Annotated in this window: 24 protein-coding genes and 1 riboswitch; of the genes, 6 read left to right on the top strand and 18 right to left on the bottom strand. The window is 46.1% G+C overall.

Annotated elements, in window-relative coordinates; all coding sequences use genetic code 11:
* Nucleotides 1–83: 83 nt before the first annotated feature.
* Nucleotides 84–236 carry a helix-turn-helix domain-containing protein gene (locus FTT83_RS12370; protein ID WP_257234906.1) on the bottom strand — a complete coding sequence of 51 codons (153 nt, stop codon included), beginning with the start codon at nt 234–236 and terminating at the stop codon, nt 84–86.
* Entirely contained in the window at nt 233–847 is a 615-nt protein-coding gene (locus FTT83_RS12365; protein ID WP_005402019.1) for an IS607 family transposase, read from the bottom strand. Before FTT83_RS12365 ends, FTT83_RS12370 begins: the two co-directional genes overlap by 4 nt.
* 755 nt (nt 848–1602) lie before the next feature.
* Between FTT83_RS12365 and FTT83_RS12360 the strand changes: the two genes are divergently transcribed.
* The 5 genes from FTT83_RS12360 (at nt 1603) to FTT83_RS12340 (ending at nt 5729) form a co-directional block, all read left to right on the top strand.
* Nucleotides 1603–2547: an ABC transporter permease gene (locus FTT83_RS12360; RefSeq protein WP_086194856.1), complete on the top strand. Its 945-nt coding sequence runs from the start codon at nt 1603–1605 to the stop codon at nt 2545–2547.
* Entirely contained in the window at nt 2547–3428 is an 882-nt protein-coding gene (locus FTT83_RS12355; protein ID WP_180043751.1) for an ABC transporter ATP-binding protein, read from the top strand. The genes FTT83_RS12360 and FTT83_RS12355 overlap by 1 nt, the downstream gene beginning before the upstream one ends.
* 77 nt (nt 3429–3505) lie before the next feature.
* A complete protein-coding gene (locus tag FTT83_RS12350) occupies nt 3506–4513 on the top strand; it encodes an isopenicillin N synthase family oxygenase (RefSeq protein WP_180043753.1) in 1008 nt (335 codons plus the stop codon).
* Nucleotides 4510–5391 (top strand): hypothetical protein, encoded by an 882-nt coding sequence (locus FTT83_RS12345; protein ID WP_180043755.1) that lies wholly within the window; start codon nt 4510–4512, stop codon nt 5389–5391. Before FTT83_RS12350 ends, FTT83_RS12345 begins: the two co-directional genes overlap by 4 nt.
* A gap of 8 nt (nt 5392–5399) precedes the next feature.
* Nucleotides 5400–5729: a multidrug efflux SMR transporter gene (locus tag FTT83_RS12340; protein WP_180043757.1), complete on the top strand. Its 330-nt coding sequence runs from the start codon at nt 5400–5402 to the stop codon at nt 5727–5729.
* A gap of 79 nt (nt 5730–5808) precedes the next feature.
* Here the strand turns inward: FTT83_RS12340 and FTT83_RS12335 are convergent, their stop codons facing one another.
* The 16 genes from FTT83_RS12335 to FTT83_RS12265 all read right to left on the bottom strand — a co-directional run bounded on the left by FTT83_RS12335 (nt 5809) and on the right by FTT83_RS12265 (nt 25528).
* Nucleotides 5809–6831, bottom strand: coding sequence for an ABC transporter substrate-binding protein (locus FTT83_RS12335; protein ID WP_180043759.1), 1023 nt, complete (start codon nt 6829–6831; stop codon nt 5809–5811).
* Entirely contained in the window at nt 6828–8636 is a 1809-nt protein-coding gene (gene atzF / locus FTT83_RS12330; protein WP_180043761.1) for an allophanate hydrolase, read from the bottom strand. The genes FTT83_RS12335 and atzF overlap by 4 nt, the downstream gene beginning before the upstream one ends.
* The gene (locus FTT83_RS12325; protein WP_180043763.1) at nt 8633–9085 is read right to left on the bottom strand and encodes a ribbon-helix-helix protein, CopG family; all 453 of its coding nucleotides are present in this window, start codon (nt 9083–9085) and stop codon (nt 8633–8635) included. The genes atzF and FTT83_RS12325 overlap by 4 nt, the downstream gene beginning before the upstream one ends.
* Nucleotides 9078–9203, bottom strand: coding sequence for a hypothetical protein (locus FTT83_RS16125; RefSeq protein WP_257221739.1), 126 nt, complete (start codon nt 9201–9203; stop codon nt 9078–9080). The genes FTT83_RS12325 and FTT83_RS16125 overlap by 8 nt, the downstream gene beginning before the upstream one ends.
* A 471-nt stretch (nt 9204–9674) precedes the next feature.
* Complete coding sequence (locus FTT83_RS12320; protein ID WP_086194863.1) at nt 9675–9878, bottom strand: hypothetical protein; 204 nt, start codon at nt 9876–9878, stop codon at nt 9675–9677.
* A gap of 3 nt (nt 9879–9881) precedes the next feature.
* The gene (locus FTT83_RS12315; RefSeq protein WP_180082393.1) at nt 9882–10805 is read right to left on the bottom strand and encodes an Abi family protein; all 924 of its coding nucleotides are present in this window, start codon (nt 10803–10805) and stop codon (nt 9882–9884) included.
* Nucleotides 10806–10927: 122 nt separating this feature from the next.
* Nucleotides 10928–14533 (bottom strand): urea carboxylase, encoded by a 3606-nt coding sequence (gene uca / locus FTT83_RS12310; RefSeq protein ID WP_180176667.1) that lies wholly within the window; start codon nt 14531–14533, stop codon nt 10928–10930.
* Nucleotides 14534–14536: 3 nt separating this feature from the next.
* Nucleotides 14537–15199, bottom strand: a complete 663-nt coding sequence (locus FTT83_RS12305) for an urea amidolyase associated protein UAAP2 (RefSeq protein ID WP_086194866.1) — start codon at nt 15197–15199, stop codon at nt 14537–14539.
* A 14-nt stretch (nt 15200–15213) separates the two neighbouring features.
* A complete protein-coding gene (locus FTT83_RS12300; protein ID WP_086194867.1) occupies nt 15214–15945 on the bottom strand; it encodes an urea amidolyase associated protein UAAP1 in 732 nt (243 codons plus the stop codon).
* Nucleotides 15946–15975: 30 nt separating this feature from the next.
* Nucleotides 15976–16105, bottom strand: a riboswitch (guanidine-I (ykkC/yxkD leader).
* Nucleotides 16106–16865: 760 nt separating this feature from the next.
* Nucleotides 16866–18218: an MFS transporter gene (locus tag FTT83_RS12295; protein ID WP_180082502.1), complete on the bottom strand. Its 1353-nt coding sequence runs from the start codon at nt 18216–18218 to the stop codon at nt 16866–16868.
* 68 nt (nt 18219–18286) lie between these two features.
* Complete coding sequence (locus tag FTT83_RS12290) at nt 18287–19354, bottom strand: enoyl-CoA hydratase/isomerase family protein (protein WP_180082504.1); 1068 nt, start codon at nt 19352–19354, stop codon at nt 18287–18289.
* 23 nt (nt 19355–19377) lie between these two features.
* On the bottom strand, nt 19378–20151 hold the full coding sequence (locus FTT83_RS12285) for an enoyl-CoA hydratase (RefSeq protein ID WP_180176668.1): 774 nt from the start codon (nt 20149–20151) through the stop codon (nt 19378–19380).
* A 22-nt stretch (nt 20152–20173) separates the two neighbouring features.
* Nucleotides 20174–21301 carry an acyl-CoA dehydrogenase family protein gene (locus FTT83_RS12280; protein WP_180043777.1) on the bottom strand — a complete coding sequence of 376 codons (1128 nt, stop codon included), beginning with the start codon at nt 21299–21301 and terminating at the stop codon, nt 20174–20176.
* Nucleotides 21302–21361: 60 nt separating this feature from the next.
* On the bottom strand, nt 21362–23011 hold the full coding sequence (locus FTT83_RS12275; RefSeq protein ID WP_180043779.1) for an AMP-binding protein: 1650 nt from the start codon (nt 23009–23011) through the stop codon (nt 21362–21364).
* Between the two features lie 85 nt (nt 23012–23096).
* The gene (gene mmsB, locus FTT83_RS12270; RefSeq protein ID WP_180043781.1) at nt 23097–23987 is read right to left on the bottom strand and encodes a 3-hydroxyisobutyrate dehydrogenase; all 891 of its coding nucleotides are present in this window, start codon (nt 23985–23987) and stop codon (nt 23097–23099) included.
* An 11-nt stretch (nt 23988–23998) separates the two neighbouring features.
* Nucleotides 23999–25528, bottom strand: a complete 1530-nt coding sequence (locus FTT83_RS12265) for a CoA-acylating methylmalonate-semialdehyde dehydrogenase (protein WP_086194874.1) — start codon at nt 25526–25528, stop codon at nt 23999–24001.
* 174 nt (nt 25529–25702) lie between these two features.
* Between FTT83_RS12265 and FTT83_RS12260 the strand changes: the two genes are divergently transcribed.
* Nucleotides 25703–26587 carry a LysR family transcriptional regulator gene (locus tag FTT83_RS12260; protein ID WP_086194875.1) on the top strand — a complete coding sequence of 295 codons (885 nt, stop codon included), beginning with the start codon at nt 25703–25705 and terminating at the stop codon, nt 26585–26587.
* Nucleotides 26588–26901 lie beyond the last annotated feature (314 nt).

Raw genomic sequence — 26901 nt, 5'->3', positions numbered from 1 at the left:
ACGGTTCAATTTCTTTAAAGGCTTCTCGACTAATGTCGCTGGGATATGGTTTTCTCATTGAATAATTTTAACAAATTCTTTTTTTAAGTGCTAAAAAAGAATGAAATTAATACTGGATAGGCTCTTAAAGCCCAATTATACGACAAACGAGCAACACCACTCGCTTGAGCGAAATGACTTGCTTGCTTATTATTTGGCAGTAATTGGATTACATGCCCTCGTATGAATCGGCTCATAGTGCGTCTTTGACTGCCTGTATTAACTTTTGGTTTTTCTTACTACGACTACCATATAATCTTGCCGAAAACACTGTAATGATTTCCAAAACATCTTGAGCAAGTTCTTCCTCAAAAGACAAATTTTCACCCTTATTAAGAATGACGATCTCCACGCTTTTAGCTTCACATAAGGCAAAAACCAACTCAGCACCAAACCGCAATAAGCGATCTTTATGCGTTAAAACCAAACGTCCGATTTCATCATTCATGATTGCTTCTAGCAGCTTATTTAAGCCTTTTTTTCTATAGTTCATACCCGAACCAAGATCGGAGATTAATTCAAACGTCCAACCTTGATTTGCACAGTACATTTCAAGAACTTGTTGCTGTCGAATTAAATCTTCTTTTTGGTCATGACTCGATACCCTTGCGTATGCAATGGTTTTCCTTTGAAGTTGACTATCGGGCTTGTGTATTTGCTCAGGCGTGATCTTACTCAGATCATATCGTCTATGATTTTTAGGGGTTCGATCTGCAACCAAAGTGCCTTCTTCATCCCAACGCCTTAATGTTTGAATGGAAACACCTAATGTTTTAGCTGCAACGCTAATGCTTACATATTTACTCATGTTGTATATAATAGTATAGAAATAAGTAGATTTCAATTAGTAGTTACAAACCCTGAGTTTTTATCTGGCTATGGCAGGATTATACAAATATTTTAAAGGCGCAATATCTCGGGTGGTGATAACTGCAAGCTCCCACTCAGATGGGTCGTTTGGCTTATTCAGTACACTGGTACCCTTCAGCCAGCTTCAGAATATTCAGTGGATGAGTTAGAGAAAATAGCAACATATTTTAAGGATCGAGAAAGATGCGTAGATAGCTGCGCCTTGAGGTTAAGCAGAATGTCAATTTCTAATTTATTTACTGTAATCTGTTTACATACCAAAAGTAGCGAAATGATGAGCTAACTATCGCTATATGTCTGATCAAATTGTAGAAATTCTTCCATTTTTTAGTTTTTACATTATTTTTTAACTGCACGTTTAAAAGCTTTCAATACTTGCTCTCTGGTACTCGCCACTCATTAAACCAGGTCATGGTTGAGGCTAGCTCCTTCCCCATCTATCTAAGCCACCTGATTTTAGTTTCCACGTTTTTTAACCAGGGGCTAAACACACCAGATGATGGCCTGCACAACGTCCCCGCTTCTAAAGCCTTTGTCCTATGTAAAAGGTGGCATTATGCGTAATTTAAACATCAGTTTCTTTCAGCTTAGGCTATTTCCAGCAGTCCATTGAATGAAAACAATAATTTTGGCACCTATTTTGCTTAATCAGTATTACGTTTTATAAAAATTGTAATATTGAGGGGCAACACTATGGGTTACGTTGCACGTGAACTCAGTCAAAGAAATAAACTGCTGTTTGGCTTGGGGTCTTTTTTAATACCGGTCTTGATTTGGTGTGCAGTCAGCTATTTACCCTTTATCTGGCATCCACAAGTCCAGATTGCCGATTCAGGCAGCGTGAACTATTTACAGGTCGGTAGTCGCATTGATAAAGACGTCTTTTTCTCTGCCGCCCAGTCTGCGCTAGATCAAGGTCTGGCTCCACCGCAAGGGATTCTGGTGAATCCGATCTATCTGCCCGCCCCACATGAAGTGGCGATTGCCCTGGTCACGGCATTCACCACTGAACCTGCACAGGCCAATACACCCTGGTTCCATGAAAGCCTGTGGCACAGTATCAAACTGGTCTTTAGTGCTTTCTTTATTTCTTCGCTGATCGGGATTCCACTCGGTATTTTATGTGGTTTCTCTCACAAAATTTCCCAGCTGACCGAGCCTTTTGTTGAATTTTTCCGCTACCTGCCTGCCCCGGCCTTTGGTGCACTTGCGGTTGCTATTTTAGGGATCAATGATGCACCGAAAATTGCCATCATTGTCATTGGCACCCTGTTCCAGCAAATCCTGATTATTGCCAATACCACACGTCTGGTGGACCGTAGCCTGATTGAAGCCGGTTTTACCTTAGGCACCAATAAAATGAAAAGCTTGTTTTATGTGGTCATTCCAGCGGCCCTTCCTGAAATTTACCGCAATCTGCGTGTCCTGCTCGGCTGGGCATGGACCTATCTGATCGTGGCTGAACTGATCGGCAGTACCTCGGGGATTACCTGGTTTATTACCCAGCAAGCCCGTTACCAGAATTTTGACAATGTCTTTGCCGCGATCCTGATCATTGGGGTGATTGGTCTGCTTTGCGATGTGATGTTAATGAAACTGGGACAACGCCTATTTAAATGGAAACCGGGAGCAAATTAATGCAAAACCCTGAATTTAATACCCGCGAATACTTTAACAAGATTTATAGCCGTCCGGTGATTCTGGAAGCGAAACAGCTGACGCAAAAATTCAGTCATGGCAAAACTGAACGTACGGTTTTAAATGCCCTGGATCTCAAAATTCATAAGCGTGAGTTTATCTGTGTGATTGGTCCTTCTGGTTGTGGAAAGTCTACGTTTAGCCGTGTAGTAGCAGGACTAGACCCGTATAGCAGTGGTGAGATTCTGGTCGATGGCCAGCCGATTACCGGTCCGAGTCCGGAACGTGGCATGGTGTTTCAGGGCTATACCCTGTTCCCATGGAAAACCGTCAAAGAAAATGTCATGTTTGGCCCAAAAATGAAAGGCCAAAGTAATGCCTCAGCCGAAGCGCAGGCACGTGAATGGATCAATATCATTGGTCTGGAAAAATATCAGGACCAGTATCCGCATCAGCTGTCTGGCGGGATGAAACAGCGTGTCGCGATTGCCCGTGCGCTGGTCAATGAACCCAAAGTCTTGCTGATGGATGAACCTTTTGGTGCGCTGGATCCGCATACGCGCCAGAAAATGCAGCGTCACCTGCTGGACCTGTGGCAGAACATCGATATCACCATTATTTTCGTGACCCACGATATGGATGAAGCGATTTTGCTGGCCGACCGCATTGTGGCCTTGAAAGCCAATCCGGGTGAAATTAAAGAAATTATTGAAGTGAATCTGCCACGTCCACGTCATCCCGATCTGATGCTGACGCCGGAATTTAAACAGCTGCGTGAGCATGTCGATCACATGGTGCATGCCCAGGAAGATGAACTAGATCCAGCACTGGCGGATCTGCCGGAGATTCCGCGTCTGACCAAAGTGAGCACCAGCAAATAATCAGGTTAAAAGCACCTTTGGGACGACCCAAAGGTTTTAATCGCTGTGTTGGACGACCAACAATTAAGGTGATTGCCATGCAAGACCCATATGTACTTCCGCTTATTGATATCTCCAAACTGCAAAGTCCACATCTGGCCGACCGTCTTGAAGTCGCTCATGCTCTGGATCAGGCCTGCAAAGAGGTTGGCTTTCTCTATCTGCAAGGTCGCCAATTTAATTTTGACTATGCCAAAGCCTTGATTGAAATTGCCCAATCCTATTTTTCACAGGATCTGGACAGCAAGATGCAGCACTATATTGGTCAATCCAGTAACCATAGTGGTTATGTGCCGATTGGCGAAGAACAGTTTGCTGGACATAGCTATGATCTAAAAGAAGCCTATGATGTCAATTATGACTATCAGGGACCTGAAACAGGCTGCCCATTGCTCGGCCCAACCTTATGGCCGGAAGACCCCAATTTCAGGGCAGTGGTCAGTCAGTATTACAGCCATCTGCGTGAGATCAGCCAGCAGATTTTTGCTGCTTTTGCCCTGGCACTGGGCATCGAAGAAGACTTTTTTGCGCGTAAAATTACCGATGCCCCAAGCCAGTTACGCCTAATTCATTATCCCTATAATCCCGAAGTCACAGATGCTGAAGGGATTGGTGCACACACCGACTATGAATGCTTTACCTTGCTGCTACCCACTGCACCCGGTTTGCAGGTACTGAATAAAGCCGGTGAGTGGATCGATATTCCATTGATTGAAAATACCCTGGTGATGAATATCGGTGACATGATGGAAATTCTGTCCAATGGTCAATACCTGGCGACCAAACATCGGGTGAAAAAGGTTTCGGAAGAACGTTACTCCTTCCCGCTGTTTTGTGCCTGCAATTATGACACCGTGATTGAACCGGTCATTCAAACTGAAGATTGCAAATATGCTGCACTGATTGGTGGCGAACATCTGTTTAACCAGACTGCACAAACGTTTCATTATTTAAAACAACGTATCGCTTCCGGCGAACTGGTACTGAAAAATGCGGTCCCGCTGTCCTCCTTTGGCCTTGAAGAACAGCCGGAGGCAACATCATGAACTTACTTGAAGCACTGACAACTTTAACACCGACAACCCGTCAGCCTGAAGTTATTCCGAACTTTTTATATGGTGCTTTCCGGCGCAAAAGTATCAGCTTCTTTAATGGCCTGACCGATGAAAATACCATTGTGTACTGGTTTCAGTCGCGCAGCTTTACCATTGATCTGCGCCTGAAAAGTCAGAATGGCACACCCATCGCAGACCGTCAGGGCTGGATTGGCAATACCTTATGGGATGAATCCAAGCAGCTGTTGTCCTGGGAGGTCGCTGACTACGCCAATTACCAGAACCATGTGCAATGGCCTGAGCCGGCAAAGCTGCATGCGATTGGCAACTGCATTCTGGAATTCTCTCCCAGCAACGTTTATGTCGAAGACTGGCGCCAGCAGGTACAATGCGGTGTGTTTTTAGGCCTGCGACTTCAATCAGCACTTGATGTCCAGTTAGGACAAAAGCTGGAAATGGATGGCGGCCTGATTATCTGTGGCAATCATATGGCCTATGCCCTGACCCGTTTGCCAGATGTACAAAGCACAGTTGCTCAAATGGATTTAAAAGCGGTTGATCCAACTGTTTTTGCTTTAATTGAAAGTTTTGAAGTCTCGATCGGCACGGATGGTCAAACTAAAACGTACAGCACCTGCGCCAGTGAAGCCGGTAACGCTTTTAATCTCGACAACTTTGAGATTCTTGATAAAACCCGTCTGGTTCAGCATGTAATTTTGGATGGTCATGAAATCGACCTGATTTTTGCGGTAGATATGTATATGCCTGACTACGAGTTTCAGCACAGCACTGCGACAACTGCAGAAGCGGAACACTGGCTGAAGTCAGAACAGGATCACCTGATGCATCATGCAGCACGCGTGCTCTAGGGAGGAATATGGCTTTTTTATATCTGTCGATTGCCATCATTGCAGAAGTGATTGCGACTTCTGCCCTGAAAGCCTCCAATGGCTTTAGTGTGCTCTGGCCATCTCTGGCCACCATTCTTGGATATGCCGTTGCGCTATTCTTTCTGTCACTGACCATGAAAACCATTCCGATGGGCATTGCCTATGCGATCTGGTCCGGTGCCGGCATTATCCTGATTTCAACGGTTGGCCTACTGGTGTTTAAACAGCACCTAGATCTTCCGGCGCTGATCGGACTGGCATTGATGATCATGGGTATTATTTTTATCAATGTGTTTTCTAAAAGCACTGAACTTTAATTTTTTTGATGTTTATCTGACCATAAAAAAATCCCCAGTCTGATCAGACTGGGGATTTTTTTATGCACTAGATCTGGCTTTATTTCAGCTCTTGTACCAATGTCGGCACAATGACAGCATCGACATTCATTTCAGTGCTGTAGATGCCATTGGTCACATTGAATTTATTGACATGGTAGCTGGAACCATAGATCGAATCGAAGCCATTGCCTTTGGTAAAGACTTTCTTGTTCGCCTCTAAGTCCAATAGATGCGTCCCCTCGATAAACTGCATATAGGCTTTGGCATCGACCCCGACCCGTTTGGCCATAATCCGGGCCGCATCTTCACGAGTCGCCGGATCATTAATATATTTTACCGTTTTATCCCAAACCTGGATCAGCTTTTTCCATTGTTCCTGGTTGGCTTGCAGATGTGCTGGATTCACCGTCAGGGTATCGTAGATCAGGCCGGCTTTATCTTTAGAGCTAAAAATAATCTTTGAACCGGCAACGGCAGATAAAGCCTGATTGGCGACCGGCTGCCATACGGCAATCGCATCAATATCTGGAGTATTAAAGACCTGAGGCAGTTCATTGGTCATGGTATTGACCAGCTTGACCTCGTTCAGCTTGATTTTGGCATCATCCAGTGCAGTCGACAGCAGCAGGTGATCGACCAGACCTTTTTCAGTCGCCACTGTTTTGCCTTTCAGTTCCTGAATCGTATTAATCCCCGGTTTAGCGATAATGACGTCATTTCCCGCCGAATAGTCGGTTGCCATGATCATTACGCCTTTGGTACCACCGGAACCGGTCACCAGATTATCTCCGTTGGTGACCATCACCGCATCCAGCTGGTTTGCAGCAAAAGCAGACAATGAAGCCGAATAGTCAAACCATTTAAAATCGGCATTTACGCCAGCTTCTTTTAACCAGCCTTTTTCAATGGCCACTTGCCATGCCACAAAGCCCGGCCAGTCACTATAACCAATACGGATCGGCTGGGTTTGGGCACTAGCGCCTGCCTTGGCATCTGATTCTGGCACTTTAGCCGTATTGTCACAGCCACTCAATAAAATGGCGCCACAGATTGATGCGGCTAAACTTAGTTTTTTCATCATGGTGCGATTTCCCCTATGCAATTACATTTAAAACGCGTGTTTGAAGGTTGTTTTGATTGAATAAAGTCACGCCAGCCACCGAAATGGCTGATGTCAGTGGCATCTTCCAGCGCATAGCCTTCACAGATAAAGCCTTTGACCCAACGACCATCTGCCAGCTGAACATTGCCAATACCGAGCGGTGCCGGCACTTCTGCAACAATCTGACCAAAGTTGGCAAATGGAATATCCCAGACTTCGACTGCAATCTTCTGACCTGTACTGCTGTACTGCAGGCCCGGTTTAGGCGGTGTGGTATTTTTCAAGGCATACAATTTATAGCTTGCTGCGGTCTGGGTGGTTTGCAGCAAGGTTCCGCCACGTGTGGTCAGCTGGAAGTTCAACGGCATACCCGTCAGGTGTGCACCTACGACTGCGAGTTTGACCGAATGCTGAGATTGAATCTGGGTGCTTGGTATATAAGTTTTCTGCGAAGTCCCCAGCATTAAAGCTGTCGCTTGCTGCCAGCGTTGAGCAAAGTTGGCCAAGGCCTGATCCATCCAGGCAGGAGCAATAAAGGTCACACCGCTTGGCAGGCCATCAACACGAATGCTATTTGGCAGTGCCAAGGCTGACAGATCAGCAAAATTGACGAAATTGGTATAGGCACCCATGTGGCTATTTTTAACCAGTGGATCTGCTTCCACATCGGCAATCTTGTAAATGGTCGGTGCGGTAGGCACCATCAAGGCATCAAAGTCCGCCAATGCCAGATTGATTTGGCGCGCCAGCTGGGCACGTTCATATTCCGCCTGCATCATATCGACAGCGTTGAAGTTGTCCGCCTGACTGATGATCTGGTGAATCACCGGATGGGGCACCTCACGCGAGACTATTTTCTCTACGGCGCTGCAACGCTCTGCGACCCAAGCTTTGTTATATAAAGCTGAAGCCAGCTGATTGAAGATGCTGAAATCAATCGCTTCGACCGCATAGCCCAGCTGTTTGGCACGAGCGATCGCCAGTTTAAAGGCTTTTTCCGATTCCGCATCGCCATAGAATTCTAGTTGTGCCGGAATGGCAATTTTGCCTTTAGAAAACTGGGTGGGTACATTGGCTGGATGCTGGCGTGAATATTCATCAGATGTATCATAACCTTGCATGATCTGGGCTACTTGCCAGGCATCATCCACCGTCAAGGCAAAAATTGAAATCACATCAATGGTACGGCAAGCCGGAATCAGCCCCGAAGTTGAGAACCAGCCCTTGGTCGGTTTAAGCCCTACAATATTGTTATGTCCGGCTGGCACACGGCCCGAACCTGCGGTATCTGTGCCTAAACTGAAAGGCACCTGACCATTGGCAACCGCCACAGATGAACCCGAACTTGAACCGCCACTGATATAGTCTGGATGAAAGCTATTTTTCACTGCACCGTATGGAGAACGTACACCGACCAGACCGGTTGCAAACTGGTCCAGATTGGTTTTACCCACCACAATCGCACCAGCCGCTTTCAACTTGGCAACCACTGTTGCATCACTGCTGGCCAGATAAGCAGCTTCTTTACAGGCTGCCGTGCTATAAAAACCGGCAACATCAATATTGTCTTTCACCGCAAATGGAATACCGTACAGTGGTAGGTCTGCTACGGATTTACCCTTTAGAGTATCAATTTGGGCTTGTAATTGTTCTGCTGTGGCAATTGAAATCCAGGCATGATTGTCATTGTTAAACGATGCGACATAAGAGATCAGATCCTGTAACTGGATCTGCTGCTGTTGGTAAGCATTCTGCCAATCCTGAATGGTCCATAAAGTGTTCATGACAATACTCCTTTATTGGTATTTTGAGGAATGGGGGGCATCACGGCATCCATCAGTTCCAGGTGCCCTTTGAGCATCCCTTTCAATGCAATAAATTGTTCACTAATTTCTTTCAGGTCACTGCTCACGCCCTGCATCAGCATCACCTGCAGGACTTTTTCATCATCCAGCTGGATATGTAGCGAGCTGATCACCTGTTCCAGATATTGCTGTTGCAGGTCCACCAGCTGGGAACGCAGCGGCTTGAGGCTGACGTCATAGACCAGCGTCAATGTGCCGACCATCACTTCATCGTGTGCCACCAGATCGTCAATCAAATAGCGGTTAATCATGTCGACAATAGCCTGAGAACGGCTTTCATAATGTTGCTCGACAATCTTTTGATCGAGTGCCTGAAGCGTGCTTTCTGGCAGGGTGATACTAATCCGTGCCAATTTTTGTTTAGCCACGGCGGTATTCCTTCTGCTGTGCGGATTGCTGTAAATGCAGTCCGGCACGTACACTTAAAAGCTCAACTAAGAATTTCAGCCATGGATGCAGCTTTTTATTCGAGTCTGGATGATTCATGTGCATCTCCTACAGGTATTACAAAACTGGAATTTCGTATTACTTGCTAAAATGCAGAAAGCGTGCCAATTGTAGTGACGGGATTAAATAAAAACGGCAAAAAAAAGCCCCAGTACGCTGAGCTGGGGCCTGTTTTAAATCAGGGGGGTTATTGATAATTTCACCGGTTCGATTGCTTTTATTCTTCATGTACAGTTATTTTTTTATACATGATGGGTTGAACGATGAGTATGGTTGAGTGATCAAGTAAATGGCTCTCCTCTGTTTATCTGTCATATAAATAAAAGCAGAAAGCGTGCCAAAATATAAAATGAACTGAATAATGCCGCAGCGGCATCACAAAGCCCTGCTGAAGCGGGAGTGAAAAGAAGGAAGGCTATTTAGATCATTAAATATGCATAAAAATTGTACAACACTGCACCATTCAGGTTCACTTTTTGCGTTAAAGTGTGGCTCAGCTTATCAAACTTTTTAAGCGCGGTTTTTGTGAACTCGAGCTCGTAGCTCTTTTAGACTCATCTTTACGGTTTCATCGTTTTTAGCTTCTTCTGCAAGTTTTAATAATTGAATATCTTCTTTAACAAGATCATTCAAAATTATTTTTGCATTTTCAAAAATACGATTTTGACTTTCAATACTATGCATTCCTAAAAGTTCTTCTAGTTTTTTAGCCATCTTTTATAAATTCCAAATAGGATGATCTTCCCATTTTTCAGGGAAACCCATCGCAACACGCCAATTCTCATTTTTCAGTATAGGTTTTAATAGTTTATTCAGTTGATTGCACCACTCTGTATCAAAACCTGTCGGTCTGAGTAATGTTTTTAATATTAAGAGTACATAGAAGATACGTTTGTTGGTCGGTGTAATAGGTGGTTGCCAATTGGGATCTTTATCGACTTTGGATTTAATTGCTAATTCTTTATTCCATAATCGCCCATGATGTGCACAAGTATTTCGTACATAGGTCAATATGTGCAACCATTCAGCTAATTTTTCATGATGTACTGAAAAGTGCTGTGAAACTTCCTTTTTATCTTCTACACCTTCAGACTTATTGTTCTTCAAGCCCTGATATAAAAAAGATAGTGATCCCAAACTTAAAACTTCTGTCAGCATCCAAATAGGAATTTTTGAAAATCCGATATAGTTTTGTTCAAAATGTTGAATGAATATATCTTTTGAACGCTCGACCTCTTTATTACAGTTGTTGATAAAACTGCTATGCTTAAATTTTGGATGAAAGTTTGTTACCTGATAAATTCCAAAAGCACCATACTTATGCGCCATAAAATAGGTAATCTGTGTACGTAAATAAGTTTCAATCATCTCTATGGCATTAAAGACTTGTAACCTGAGTTCTGTATCAAACTCGTATAGCTGAACAATGCTTTCAAATCTTGTATTAGGTTGAAATGTATCTAAAATTTTATATTCTTGTCGTACACGATAAGGATACCAATATGCACTTAAACGATAATAACCATATTTAGACAATACAGATTCAGCCCAAGCACGATTATGAATAATCATGCCTTTGTCTTCCAAATGATTTACCTGTTCGATATATGAGAGTGGTTTTTTATTGTAGATTTTCAACATGGTTCATTATATTCAGACATAAAAAACCGCCAAGGTTGCGCGGACTCCCGAAGAAGAACTAAGCGTGGCGGCTGTATTAAGTATCATACTAACGACAATTGTCTCTATTAGCAAGTTATTCTTTAAGCCACTGGCGCCAAGGTAAACAACACCTGCCCCGTCTTCACCGTTTGCCCTTTTTCAATGGTAATGGCATCTACACGCATACGCTCAGGGGCAATAATTGGAATCTCGATCTTCATCGCTTCAATGACGGCCAAAGTTGCGCCTTCTTCCACAATATCACCCGAAGCACATTCAATTTTCCAGATTGAACCCGGCATATGCGATTCCACTGCACAACCACCATCTGGAATTTCCACACCTTCACCATCATCGACAGCGTCCAGGCTTTCAGACACATATTCCGCCAGCCCTGCTGCATGCCAGCGACGACGTTCTGCATCAAAGTTCGCTTGTTGCACTTCTTTAAATGCTGAAATCGATTCCTGATGTTCCGTTAAGAAGTTATTGTATTCTTTTAAGTTCAATACACCTTCTTCAATACGCAGTTTTAAACGTCCCGCTTTAAAGTCATCACGCATCTGCATCAGTTCCGCTTCAGAGACTTCATAGAACTTGATCTGGTCAAAGAAACGTAGTAACCACGGTTTACCTTGTTCAAAGTCGGCATTTTTACGGTAGCGTGACCACATTTGCGTAGTACGACCAACAAACTGATAACCACCCGGGCCTTCCATGCCGTACACACACATATAGGCACCGCCAATCCCCACGGCATTTTCAGGTGTCCAGGTCCGTGCCGGGTTATATTTGGTGGTGACCAGACGCTGACGTGGATCAAGCGGGGTCGCCACAGGCGCACCCAGGTACACATCGCCCAGGCCCATCACCAAGTAACTTGCGTCATAAACCACATCTTTCACGGCTTGTTTATCTTTTAAGCCATTAATACGGCGAATAAACTCGATATTGTCTGGACACCACGGCGCATCTGGACGCACAGTTTGCATATAACGTTCAGTTGCCAGTTGGGTTTGAGAATCTTCCCAGGCCAGTGGCAGATACACGGTACGCGATGGCACTTGCATTGCTGTCACATCCGGCAGTTCAGCTTCAGCGACTTGCAACAGACGCAGCAGGTCGAGCTGATCCAGCTGGATCGAATCAAAATGGATTTGCAGTGAACGGATGCCCGGCGTCAGGTCAATAATGCCGGCTATATTCTGTTTCTGTACCCATTGCATCAGTGCATGGATACGGAAACGCAGGTTAAGATCTAAAACCAGCTCGCCATATTCCACCAGCATATAGTTATTGCCAGCAGGACGATAGACTACATCCGGTAGACCATTTTGACCTTTTAAGGTATCTAAAATAGCTGATTTTAAGGTGCTGATTTCAGGGTAGAACGATTCATCAAATGCCATAGCTTGGGTATCAGAAGCTTCTAATTGTGCATGATATTTTTCATTTAAAAGTTTTGCTTGGTGGTAGCTGACAGGGACAAACTTGACTTTATCGCCGGCTTTCAGCTGACCGAGTTTCCACAGTTCTGAATTAATCACTACGGCTGGACAGACGAACCCCCCCAGACTTGGTCCATCTGGACCCAAAATAATCGGCATATCCCCGGTGAAGTCAATCGCGCCAATGGCATAGGCATTGTCATGAATATTAGAAGGATGCAGACCGGCTTCACCACCGTCCTCACGTGCCCATTCCGGTTTGGGACCAATCAGACGAATCCCGGTACGGCTGGAGTTAAAGTGAATTTCAAAGCTGTTGGCAAAGAAGGTATCAATGTCATTTTTGGTAAAGAAATCCGGCGCCCCATGTGGGCCGTACATCACCGCAATTTCCCATTCCTGACTAAAAGTCGGAACTTGTTCAGGTGCAAGAGCTTTTATTTCATTAGATGTAAATGCCGTAATTGGCAGCATATCGCCAATTAACAGGTTACGCCCGGCATGACCACCAAACTGGCCCAAGGTAAAGGTCGCTTGTGAACCCAGATATTTTGGGACATTCAGACCGCCCTTGATGCCGATATAGGTACGGCAACCTGTGGCGATTTTGCCACATTTTAAAATCTGGCCTTTACCTACATTCACCGTTTGCCACATCGGCACCTCTACACCATCCAAGGTCGATGGCATGTCACCCCCGGCCAGTACGATCTGGCTATCACAGTGGAATTTCAGTATCGGGCCTTGCAGGGTACATTCCAACCCTGCTGTATTCGCTACATTACCGAGTAACTGGTTGGCGACATTGAGTGACAATGGATCAATCGCACCGGATGGCGGTACACCGACATCCCAGTAACCGAGACGACCAGTGACATCCTGCACAGCAGTCTGAATACCGGCTTGCAGCACTTCAATTTTTTGGGTTTTCCATACAAAGGTATTTAAAAAACGTGTAGTTTGGGTACCGGCTTTAAACACCTCACAGTCAATGATGTTTTGCAGATATTCCAGATTGGTTTCAATCCCCGCAACCTGCGTTTTTGCCAGCGTTTTGGTCATCGCCTGAATCGCAGATTCACGGTCGTCTGCGGTGACAATGATTTTGGCAATCATTGGGTCATAGAATGAGGATACGGTTGAACCGGTTTCTACCCATGTTTCATTGCGGACATGAGCATCAAACTCAACATGGGTCAATAAACCTGCACTGGGCTGGAAGTTCTTGATCGGGTCTTCGGCATACAGACGCACCTGAATAGAATGACCTTTGGCTTCAAGTTTTTCACTTGGTGCTGTCCAGTCGCCGCTGGCCAGAGTTACCATCCATTCCACCAGATCTACGCCAAAGACCTGCTCGGTCACGCCGTGCTCGACTTGCAGACGGGTATTCACTTCCAGAAAGTAAAATTCCTGCGTATCGGTATCCATCACGAATTCAACCGTACCGGCCGAACGGTAATTCACTGATTGCATCAGCTGGATCGCAACATTCTGGATATAAGCACGTTGCTCATCATTGATATGCGGTGCCGGGGTTTCTTCAATCACCTTCTGGTTACGACGCTGTACTGAACAATCACGCTCCCCCAGTGCAAGGACCTGTCCGTTGCCATCACCAAAAATCTGCACTTCGATATGACGGGCGTTTTGTACAAATTTCTCTAGGTATAAACCTGCATCTTTAAAATTAGCTTGAGCTAAGTAAGACACCGTTGCATAAGCATCTTTCAGTTCAGTCTCATTCCAGACCAGACGCATGCCGATGCCGCCACCACCTGCGGTACTTTTTAGCATCACCGGATAGCCAATACGTGCAGCCTCAGTCAGCGCTTCAGCTTCATCTGCCAATAACTGACTGCCCGGCAGTAATGGCACCTTGGCCTGAATCGCCAGTTCACGTGCGGTGTGTTTCAGGCCAAATTTACGCATTTGTGTGGAGTTTGGACCGATAAAGGCAATGCCTTGTGATTCACACAAGTCGCAGAAGTCTGCATTTTCAGACAGGAAACCGTAACCCGGGTGAATGGCCTGCGCACCGGTCTGTTTGGCAACTTCTAGAATTTTCTCAACATTTAAATAGCTTTGACTGGCCGCTGCTTCACCGATATACACCGCTTCATCGGCCAGTGTGACATGCAATGAATCACGGTCGGCTTCTGAATACACCGCAACCGACTGGATACCCAATTTCTTTAAAGTACGGATCACGCGGCAGGCAATCGCGCCACGGTTAGCAATGAGGACTTTATTGAACATGGCTTACTCCTCACCTTCACGGATGATCAGTTGAATTCTAGTTGGGTTATAGGCATTGCAGGGATTATTCAGTTGCGGGCAATTTGAGATCAGTACGATCAAATCCATTTCTGCTTGAATCTCGACAAATTTACCGGGTGCTGAAATGCCATCATCAAATTTCAAATGACCATCTGCTGTCACCGGCACATTCATAAAGAAATTAATGTTTGGACCAATATGACGCACATTCAGGCCATGCTTTTTGGCAATCGGATGCTGAGACAACGCCATCATGAAATTGTTACGGCAGCTGTGCATTGGAAATTTGTCATGCGCATAACGCACGCTGTTACTTTCACATGAACATGCACCGCCTAAAGTATCGTGGCGGCCGCAGTTATCATCCTGAATTTTCGCAATCGCATGGCCAAAGTTGGTATAAAGCGTGGTGCCTTTTTCTAGATAAATCTGTTTATTGATCGCAAGCGTATCGGTTGCGCTGTAACGCTCTTCAGGATTTTTTGCTGAAATAAATAAGGTATCCACCGCCTGATTGCCCTCCAGGTCAACAATACGGAAATATTGTCCTTTCTTGACTTCACCCATCCACGCTTCACCGGCAGGACAGACTTCACTTAATACTGATTTTTCTAAACCATTTCCTAAATTAGCTAATGCAGTCATGATGATTCCCCCAATTAAATGCTGAGTGCGTAGTAACGATTATTGTTTTGGAAAGCACGCTGATTTTGCGGGCATGAATCACGGCAAATATCGGTCTCGGCTAAAGTATTGGCTTTGAACAGTGACAATTGAATATCGGCAGGTTGATACTCAGCACTGTTATCTAAGGCATGGGGTGCTGCAGACAGGAACAGCAGACAGTCCATTTCAAAACGCAGTTCAATGAGCTGATTGGTATGGTCCGATGCCACATAAGACAGCTCACCAGCATCATTTGGCACAACTTTAGAAAACAGATTGACCGTAGCGCTTAAATCTTGAGTCGATAAGCCAAATTTGGTCATCTCTAACAGCAAGCTGTCACGACCATTGCGGTACATGTCATTGCGTGCATCTTGAAAGGTTTTGTTTCCAAACTGTTTTTCAATTTGTACTTTGGTGCTTGGAGCACATAAAACATCATTCCAGCCATGCTCATCTTTGACAATCGATGCCATGACCCGGCCGAGATCTGAATACAGCACATGGCCGGTGCTTAAAAATGCGGTATGCTGCCCTTTTAGACTGTCGGGCATGTTGTAGCGTTCCAGCTTATCTTCAGCATTAACACAGAACAGGGAAACGTTGGCATTGGCACCAAGTGCCTTGAATTGTAGAATTGCGCCTTTTTGAATGCGGCCCGACCAGTGATGCCCGCCTGGCAGGATTTCAGTCCATAAAGTCTGATTGTTATGATAGTCGCCCATTTGCTTGACCTCTCTAAGGTTTTTGTTCCAACCTCCCGGGCTTTTATCCCTCCGTGTAGCTCTGTTTTTATCAAAACTAAGCCGTGAACTCTCGGTCTCAGACACAGTATTTTTGCAAATAACTGCCCAAATAACTGCCGGAACCCTAGATCACTTTATGATGGATAGATAAATGCAAATGACGTGCCAGTTTAGTATTACGATTTTTTGTATTTGTAATACTGACATCAGTCTTTATATTCTAGAATTGTTGTTGACATAGAACTTGGCAATAAAAGCTGTTGTTCTATTAATGAGATAAAATTTGCATAACCTTAGCAAAGTTAAACATATTCAAGGTCCAAAAACGATGACGATGACTCGGGATTGCTGTCTTGACTTCGAGCAGATGATAAATAGATGCTCTACGATGAAGCATAGGTTAAATCATTTATTTCGAGATTCTCTATTAGATCTATTGAAAAAATCTCTTTTAATCATTTCCGTGCTGTAAATTGCAGCAATCAAATTCAGACCTAAACCCATACATTTACATCGATTACGGTAAAGTGTAGCAAAAATTCTGAAAATGTTTAATTTAGCATTTACATACTCAAGTCGAATGCGATATTCGCCAATTTCTCAATTAATCTGCTTATGCAAGAAGGTTAATGGATTGTTTTACTGGCTTTGAATGGGCTTAGGCATCTTATCCCTAATTGGCCGAAAGCCTGCTCTACCCTTTATCAACAAGCATAAAGGCTTGATCTCTTTGCTTCCAGCGCTGTTATTTAAACCATTGAAAATTATGTGTTTCTTGTACGAGACTGATGGAAATCATCCGTATCGTTATTCTTTCAGTCTTGGAAAAATTATTTCCAAAACCGAAAGAAATATCCATTTCATTGCTACATTATTGAATAACTTCAATTTGATTCATATTAAAGGCTGGATAAATCGGTTTCTGTTGCATTTTTTACCATCACTTTGGAGTGGGGAATACTGAACTTGTCACGCTTCATAAAACATGTACAGAAAATCGCAAATATAGCCATGCCTATAATATAGCCAATAATCAAATGAGGACTCCCCCCACCCACACTCAAAAGCTTAGTTGCAATTAAGGGAGCTAAGCCTCCGCCAATGACTCCGGCAAACTGCACAGAAATTGAAATACCACTATATCGAATTTCGGTCGGGAATTGTCGAGCAAACAACTGGGATTGCGGTGCATACATGAGCGGGAAAACTACACCAATGGCCAATACGATTGCAGTCCAGACCAAGAGTGGGTCTTTTGTATCCAACATACTAAAAAATGGATAACAATAAAGTGTAAGGACCACTAGACCAAACATAAACATATTTCTTTGACCCACCTTATCTGAGAGATGTCCAAATAAAGGCGTCATAATCATAATCAAGCCACCTCCACAAATCGTGGCAAATAGAATGTCTTGACGGGGAATTCCCAGTTTTGTGGTGGTATAGGCGAGGGCGAAGGTAGAAGCAATATAGAACCATGCATTCTCAGCGGCACGAGCAAAAATAATGGTTAAAAGCTCTCGAGGATGATTTTTAAACACTTGCAAAGCCGGTACTTTAATCTCTTGCACCTGGTCTTTCATTTTTTCAAAATCGGGGGATTCTGGCACTTTGACCCGTATATACCAGCCAACGCCCAATAGAACAATACTGGCAAGGAATGGAATTCGCCACCCCCAACTAAATAGACTGGCTTCTGGCAGCATAGACACCAATCCCAGAGCAATTGATGCGAGCATCAGTCCACCACCCGCACTGGCCTGAGGTAAGCTACCCCAAAATCCCTTGCCTCCTTCAGGTGCATGTTCAACTGCCATTAAAACAGCACCACCCCATTCTCCTCCCATAGCCATACCCTGAATAAAGCGCAGGATAATCAGACACACGGTCGCCCAATAACCAATACTTTCATAGGTCGGCAATAAACCAATAAGCACGGTGGGAATACCCATCATAATCAGCGTAGTCAATAACATGGCTTTACGGCCAATTTTGTCTCCAAAATGACCAAATACAATGCCTCCCAGAGGCCGACCAATAAAGCCAACAGCGTAAGTCGCAAATGCAGCCATGACCCCCATCAATGGATCTAGATTAGGAAAGAAGAGTTTATTAAAAATTAATGCGGCCGCAGCACCGTAAATAAAAAAATCGTACCATTCAATGGTGGTACCCACCATACTGGATATACCCGCCAAACGGTGTGAAGGCTTTTTAGCTTGAGCATGTAATTCTTGTCCGGGTTTCATATCTATCCCTCTTATATTTTTAAGCTGTGTCATCCGTGACCCACTTTGTTATTTAAAATAAACTCCGATTATTTATAACAAAGCGAATCTATATGCTGCTTGGTCCAGACTGGCCAGCATTTTTCCAGCGTTTTTTCAAATTCTGCATTGTCTGTTTGCCACTGTGGATTTTTGTCTTTATCAATGATCAGTGCCCGTACTCCCTCGATAAAATCACCCTGCTCTAACCAGATATCCTGCAAATCCCGTTCTAACTGCATACATTTTTCCAGCGATAGGTTCTGGCCGGCCTGCTGTAATTTCAGGCTGATCTGTTTGGCCATCAGCGGACGCTGCTGCAAGATGGCCAGCATTTTATCCGCCCACTCCTGCTCCGTGGCATCGCTTGCATGGGCCAGACTGTGTTCAATCTCATCCAGGTTCTGATAGGCAAAATGCTTGTGAATAGACGCTATCCGTTTTTGTAATTCTCTTTCTTGCGGATGGGTGATAAATGTACTGATGATTTTGGGGATTTCCACCGGGTTTAAAATAGGCGCAGCGCTCAATGCCGCTTCTAACTCAGCAAAACGCTCACTCGGAACATGATAATCAACCAGATCCAGATACAGCGCATCACTGCTGCTGATCTGTTCACCGGTCAGTGCCATATATACACCGACTTCATCCAGTCTGGACAGAAAATGGGTGGCACCGACATCCGGGAAAAAGCCAATCGCGGTTTCGGGCATGGCAAAACGTGATTTTTCACTAGTGACCTTAATATGACACGCCTGCGCCAGTCCAAAGCCACCACCCAAGACATAGCCATCCATCATCGCGATCACAGGTTTGGGGAAATGACGCAGCGTGCTCAGCATGGCATATTCAGTAGCGAAAAAATCCTGATATCCGGTATTTCCGGCCTGATAGCTGTCATACAGATAGCGGATATCGCCTCCGGCACAGAACGCTTTCGGACTGTTGGAATTGATCAGCACGGCTTGTACCTGCGGATCATGACGCCACTGATCGAGTTGTGCCTGAATACCCTGAATCATCGGCAGGGTCAAGGCATTTAAATGGCTGCTACGGTCCAGGCTGATGATGCCCAGACCTCCTGCGACCCGAATGTCTAAGTTGTTATCATCACTCATTATTTTTGTTCCTATTATGATTTTTATTGATGGGTAAATTGGGCTGGGCGTTTTTCTACAAAGGCCTGCATGCCTTCTTTTTGGTCAGCACTAGCAAAAATGGAATGGAAAACCCGGCGTTCAAAACGCAAGCCTTCAGCCAGACTGACCTCAAAAGCCCGGTTAATCGACTCCTTAATCATCATCACTGCCGGCAAGGATTTCTCGGCAATTTTTTCCGCCGCTTGCAGGGTGTGTTGCAGCAGTTCTTCCTTGGCAAATACCCGGGCCACCAGACCGCTTTGCTCGGCTTCCTGCGCTCCCATTTGTCGTGCAGTCAGGCACATTTCCATGGCTTTGGCCTTGCCAATGGCCAGTGTTAAACGCTGGGTGCCGCCAATGCCAGGTAGCACACCTAAGGTGACTTCAGGCAAACCAAATTTTGCATTGTCGGCACAGTAGATAAAGTCGCACATTAAAGCCAGCTCGCAACCACCACCCAAGGCATAGCCACTGACTGCGGCAATCAACGGTTTACGGCGCTGGGCAATCCGGTCGGCCAGACTGAAAAAATCATCCAGATAAATTTGCGGAAAAGTTAAATCGACCATTTCCTTAATATCGGCACCGGCAGCAAAGGCTTTTTCCGAACCGGTAATCACGATACAGCCGATGGCCGGGTCTTTTTCCAGCTGATCCAAGGCTTGATTGACTTCAACAATCAGCTGGTTATTCAGTGCATTTAAAGCTTGCGGGCGGTTTAAGGTAATCAGTCCGACGCCGTTCCGTTGTTCGAGTAAAATCGTTTGCCATTGCATGATAAAAATCCTTTTTAATTCCTTATAAACTGCGTGCAATCACCAGACGCTGAATATCGCTGGTGCCTTCATAGATCTGACAAATCCGCGCATCGCGATAGATGCGTTCGATTGGAAAATCTTTCAGATAACCATAACCACCAAAAATTTGTAGCGCCTTGGAGCAGACACGTTCTGCCATTTCCGAAGCAAAGAGCTTGGCCATGGAGGCTTCAGTCAAACAACTTTCGCCGGCTTCCTTTTTACGTGCAGCAAAATGAACCAGTTGACGTGCCGCTTCAATTTCGGTGGCCATGCAGGCCAGCCTGAATGCAATCGACTGCTGCTCAAAAATCGGCTTGCCAAAGGCCACACGGTCATGCGCATATTTGCTGGCTTCTTCTAAAGCGGCACGGGCCAGACCGACGGCTTGTGCGGCAATGCCAATCCGTCCACCTTCCAGATTGGCGAGGGCGATTTTCAGGCCTTCACCTTCTGCACCGAGTCTTAAACTTTCATGAATACGCACATCGGTTAAGGCAATCTGACAGGTATCCGAAGCATGCAGACCCAGTTTCTCTTCCACCCGGATCACTTCATAGCCTGGGGTGTCGCGTGGCACTAAAAAGGCACTCATGCCTTTTTTTCCCGCAGATGGATCGGTCACGGCAAAGACAATAATCATCCCGGCGTTGTTCCCGGAGGTAATAAACTGTTTGGCGCCATTGATGATGTAGTGCTCGCCGTCTTTGACCGCACGGGTTTTAATGGCAGCAGCATCCGAACCGGTATGTGGTTCGGTCAGGGCAAAGGCACCAATCATTTCGCCTTGGGCCAAAGGTTTTAAAAATTGCTGCTTTTGCTGCTCTGTCCCGAACTTGAGAATCGGTACACAACCGACCGAGTTGTGCACGCTCATAATCGCAGAGGTGGCACCATCGGCTGCGGCAATTTCTTCCAACGCCAACACATAAGCCAGTGTGCCTGTGCCGGAACCGCCCCATTCCTCGGGAATCAGCATCCCAAGAAAACCCAATTCTCCCATTTGAGCCAATGCATCTTTGGGAAAGATGCCTTTTTGATCCCACTCGCCGGCATGTGGTTTAATCTGTTCCTGGGCAAAGCTCTTGGCCATGTCCTGAATCAGTTGTTGTTCTTCCGTAAATTGCATTGATTCTTCCTTCAATCTCTTTAATTCGATCTTTTATTCAATCTGCTGAATTTGGCTGGTTTATGCATTCTTCGCTTGTTGCTTGTTAATTTCCTGATTACGCAATAAGAAACGTTGAATCTTGCCACTCGGGGTTTTCGGAAGTTCAGTGACAAACTCGATCAGGCGCGGATAGGCATGGGCAGACAGTCGCTTTTTCACAAACTGACCCAGTTCCTGTTGCAGCTCGGCAGTTGCAGGAGAATGGCTGGCCAGAATCACAAAAGCTTTAATGATTTCGGTCCGCTCTGGGTCAGGTACACCAATCACTGCCGCTTCGATCACCGCGTCATGCTCCAGCAAGGCACTCTCGACATCAAACGGACCGACGCGATAGCCTGAGGTGGTAATGACATCATCACTGCGCCCGACAAAACTCATACTGCCATCAGCATGAATTTCCGCAGTATCACCAGTTAAGTAGTAATCACCGACAAAAGGCGATTTACGGCTTTCTTCATAGCCCGAGAACCACATCATTGGGGACTGGCTGATATCCACCGCCAGAATACCCGGAACGTCAGCTGCCAATTCATGGCCCTGTTCATCCACGACGGCAATCCGGTAACCCGGGCTGGCAAAGCCTGCCGAACCTGAACGCACCGGATGTTCCAGCGCATGATGGTTACACACCACCATCCCGACTTCAGTCTGGCCATAATGATCATAAATCGGCACATCCAGCACTTCTTTAAACCAGCGGATCACTTCCGGATTTAACGGTTCCCCGGCACTACTCACGACGCGCAACTTGCCGCGCAGCTGGGCCATCTGGGCAGGGTCCGCTGCCATCATCATGCGGTAAGCGGTCGGTGCACCAGCCAGATTGGTGATGCCATATTCCTTGACAATATCGCAGACACTTTCAGCATTAAAACCGCCTTCATAAAACAGGGTCGAGTGTCCGAGCAGTAAAGGCCCGGTAATCGCATAGTACAAACCATAGGCCCAGCCCGGATCGGCAATATTCCAGAAGGTGTCATCCTTGGTGAGACCGATGGCATTGTGCATATAGCCGGCAAAAGCAATCAGCGCTTTTAGCGGAACCTTTAACGGTTTGGCTGGTCCAGTCGTGCCCGAGGTAAACATCAGTAAAAATGGCTCATCGATACCAAGCATTTCCAGTTCACAGTTTTCCGCTTGCCGGTTCAGCACCCTCCAGAAGCTGAGATCCTGCGGATAGGCTTCTGCCTGCAGTTCAGCCTGTACCGTCACAATCGGGGGGCAGTGGCTAATCTCGGATAATTTCTCCCGATTGGCCAGGTCTGTGACTACCAGCTTGCTTTGTGCCAGCTGAATACGATGCTCAATGGCTTTAGGGCCAAAGGCAGTAAATAAAGGCTGATAGACTGCGCCAATGCGCCAGGTCGCCAAAATGGTAATGATCAGCTCCGGGGTGCGCGGCAACAAGCCGGAAACGCGGTCACCTTTGCCAATCCCCTGTGACTTTAAGAAGTTGGCAAACTGGCTGGAATATTTCTTCAGTTCACGAAAGCTGTATTTTTCTTTGCGGCCATCTTTGCCATACCAGTACAAGGCAATCGCATCGGAATCGGCATGCCGGTCACAACATTCATAACAGGCGTTTACCGCCTGCATCGAACCGGACAAATACTGCTTTGCCACCGCATCTAAATCAAAATTTTCAACCGTTTTTTGATAATCTAACATGTTCAACCTCAGCCTGAATTTATCGTTATTACTGACAAGGTATTGTTGATGAAGCGAATCCTTGCTCCATTGAATCATTAAGTTTTTAAGCAGGTGTTGTAGTGTATTGATGCATGATGCTGGAAAAATCCAGATGGGCATGACCGTCCTGACACAGCTGTTGATAGAGTTTTTGTACCATGCTGCCCAGAACCACCGGCTGCTCGGCCTGTTGTGCCGCATCGACCGCCAGACCCAGATCTTTCAGCATCAGTTGTGCGGCAAAACCGTCGGTATAACCCCGTGATGATGGTGCATTGGCACAGATATCCGGCCAGGGATTATAGATTTCAGAACTCCAGCAACGTCCGGTGGAACTGTTGATTACCCCAGCCAGCGCCTGCGGATCAATGCCTAATTTGGCCCCAAGCGCCATTCCTTCTGCAACCGCAGTCATGGAAATGCCCAGAATCAGGTTATTACAGATTTTCGCCACCTGTCCTGTACCCACAGCACCACAATGCACCAGATTTTTGCCCATACAGCTGAGGACTGGTTTGGCGGCTTCAAAGGTGGCAGCATCTGCACCGACCATAAAGGTCAATGTACCGTCTTTGGCGCCCAAAGTCCCCCCGGATACCGGTGCATCACAGACGCGAACCTGTTTGGCCTGCGCTACTGCGGCAATCTCCTGAATGGTTTGCGGGTCAATGGTGCTGCTATCGATACACAGGCTGCCCGCCTGAAGCACCTCCAGAATACCGTGTTCGCCTAAATAAACTTCACGGACATGCTTGGCGGCGGGCAACATGCTGACCACGACCTCTGCCTGCTTGGCAGCAGCTTGCGGGCTGTCACAGATGATGCCACCGGCTTGCGCGAAATGCTGTAGTGCTGTTTCGCTTAAGTCATAACCAAAAACCTGATGTCCCGACTTGAGCAGGTTCTGTGCCATCGAGCCGCCCATATTGCCTAAACCGATAAATGCAATCTTCATGCTGATGCTCCTTAACGCAGACTGATGGTGGTATTCACACCAGTGGTTTCCTGGTTGTCTTCAAACCAGCGGCTGGTAATTGTTTTGGTCTGGGTATAAAACTGCACTGCCTGTTTGCCATAAGGACCTAAATCGCCAAGCTTGGAACCGCGTGATCCGGTAAAGCTGAAGAACGGCACAGGCACCGGAATTGGAATATTGATACCGACCTGACCGATATCAATCTGGTTCTGGAAGGTGCGTGCCGTATTGCCATTTTGGGTAAAGAGTCCCACGCCATTACCAAACGGATTGGCATTAATCAGTGCAATCGCCTGTTCCAAAGTATCGACATGCATGATCGCCAGTACCGGACCAAATACTTCTTCCTTGTAAATGCGCATCTCGGTCGTGACCTGGTTAAAAATCGTGGGACCGACAAAATTACCCTGTTCATAGCCAGGAACCTGCACATCACGACCATCCAGCAGCAGTTCGGCGCCCTGTTCAACCCCACTGTTAATTAAATCTATGACACGCGCTTTGGCACGGGTTGAAATCACTGGCCCAACATCGGTATTCGGTTCATGTCCGGCATTGACCTTTAAGGTTTTGGTTTTATTGACCAGTTCATCGACCCACTGCTTGGTCTCACCGACCATCACCGCTACCGAAAGTGCCATACAACGCTGTCCCGCTGCACCAAAAGCTGCACCGACCAAGGCATTTAATGTCTGTTCCTTGTTAGCATCCGGCATCACCACCACATGGTTTTTGGCACCCATCATTGATTGCACACGTTTACCGTGCTGGCCTGCCAGATTATAGACATGCGTACCGACTGCGGTTGAACCGACAAAAGAGATGGCTTTGATATCACGATGGGTACACAGCAGATCGACCACCTCTTTACCACCATGCACCACATTCAGCACACCAGCAGGGATACCGGCCTGAATCGCCAGCTCAACCAGCATCATGGTCGACAGGGGATCCTGTTCCGAAGGCTTTAATACAAAGGTATTACCGCAAACAATGGCCATCGGAAACATCCAAAGTGGGATCATTGCCGGGAAGTTAAACGGGGTAATGCCGGCACAGACACCCAGCGGCTGCTGCAAGGTATAGGTATCGACCCCACGTGCCACGCCTTCCACATACTCCCCCATTTGCAGAGTACCGATAGAACAGGCATGCTCCACTACTTCCAGGCCACGCTGGATATCCCCCTCGGCATCGGCCAGGGTTTTGCCCTGTTCAGCAGTCAAGACCTGGGCAATGCTTTTCAAGTTACTGCGGATCAGGTCCTGCAGTTTCAGCATGATGCGCATACGGGCCTGAATTGGGGTTTGGCGCCAGCTGGCCAAGGCATTTTGCGCCGCCGCAATCGCAGCATTGACTTCTTTAGGGGTTGAGAATGGTACCTGACCCAAGACTTCCTGAGTCGCAGGATTGACAATATCTTGCCAATGAGTACTTTTTGAATCGACAAATTCACCATTAATCAATAATTTGGCCGTGGTGAATCCGGTACTTTGCTGTGGATGATGAATAGCGTTCATGGTCGCTCCGTGCTGGTTTGTTATTGTCGTTGTCTTTGCCTTTACTGGCTTTTTTAACGTATTTTTTTACGCTGTTTCAGCAGACTAACAAAGAACACTTTGACCACCAATAGAAATTGATGCACGATGGTTGTGCAAATATGCACAGCAATTTAACAGGATGTTAAATAGAAGATGAAAGTAGATTGGGATCATTTACGCTTTTTTTTAGTTTTGGCACGTGCTAAAACGCTCACCAATGCAGCCCGCCTGATTGGGGTCGAACACAGTACTGTGGCACGCCGGATTCAGGCACTGGAAAGTACCCTCGGTACGCAACTGTTTAAACGCGAAGCCAGCGGTTATGAGCTGACCTCGGAAGGTCTGGCGCTGGTCCCGCGTGTGGAACAGATGGAACAGTCCTTCATCCAGATTGACACGCGGCATGACCCCTTGCAAGGTCGGGTGCGTATCGGTGCACCGGAAGGATTCGGCACGGCATTTCTGGCCGGTCTGTTGGCGGAGTTTTCCCAGCATTATCCGTTGCTGACCATTGACCTGATTCCGGTGCCGAAAACCATCAAGCTCTCGCATCGGGAAGCAGATATCGTCATTTCCATCGACCGGCCCAAATCTGGGCCCTATATCATTACCCGACTTTCCAATTACTGTCTAAAGCTGTATGGCAGTAAACATTATTTACAACACAATCCGCCCATTCAAAAACTGGAGGATCTGAAACAGCACCGCTTTGTCGATTATATTGATGATCTGGTCTATAGCGCTGCACTGTATTCGCTGGAACGTTTACCTTTGCAGGTCAGTGCCTGTTTTCGCAGTAACAGCATTCTGGCACAAGAGATTGCAGTCCGGGCAGGTGCCGGACTGGCCATTTTGCCGAGATTTCTGGTGCATGATAAAAGCGAACTGGAAGAAGTTTTGGGTGATCAGCTGAGTTTTACCCATACTTTCTGGATGCTGACCCTGGTCGATTTGCAACATGAGCCCAGAATTAAGTTAGTGTGGGATTTTTTGCGTAAACAGGCCGATGTTCAGCAAGGACTGCTAATGGGCAGATAAATCACAGCTTGAATCTATTGCAATAACAACATCTTGATACAGCAAATGAACGGATCACAACAATCTAGATGCCAGCGAATTGTTAAATTAACTTGCGATGATGCATATAAACGTTAAAGAAAGACAGGAAAATAATATGAACATTCTGTTGACATACTCCCACCACTTTCGTTTTACCTCAAGTGGGGGGATTCTAAAAGCAAAAGCTCTTAGGTGACTTCCTCACGGATTTCACTTGCTTTCTGCTTCACAGGGCGACCTTTACCGCATCCACCCTCCACAGACAAAACGGTATGTCCTACCGCCAAAATGTT

Origin of the sequence: Acinetobacter sp. YH01018 (assembly GCF_013420295.1) — a bacterium.
Classification (GTDB): domain Bacteria; phylum Pseudomonadota; class Gammaproteobacteria; order Pseudomonadales; family Moraxellaceae; genus Acinetobacter.
The sequence above is the reverse complement of the archived record's forward strand: the minus strand, read 5'-3'. Positions and strand labels throughout refer to the sequence as shown.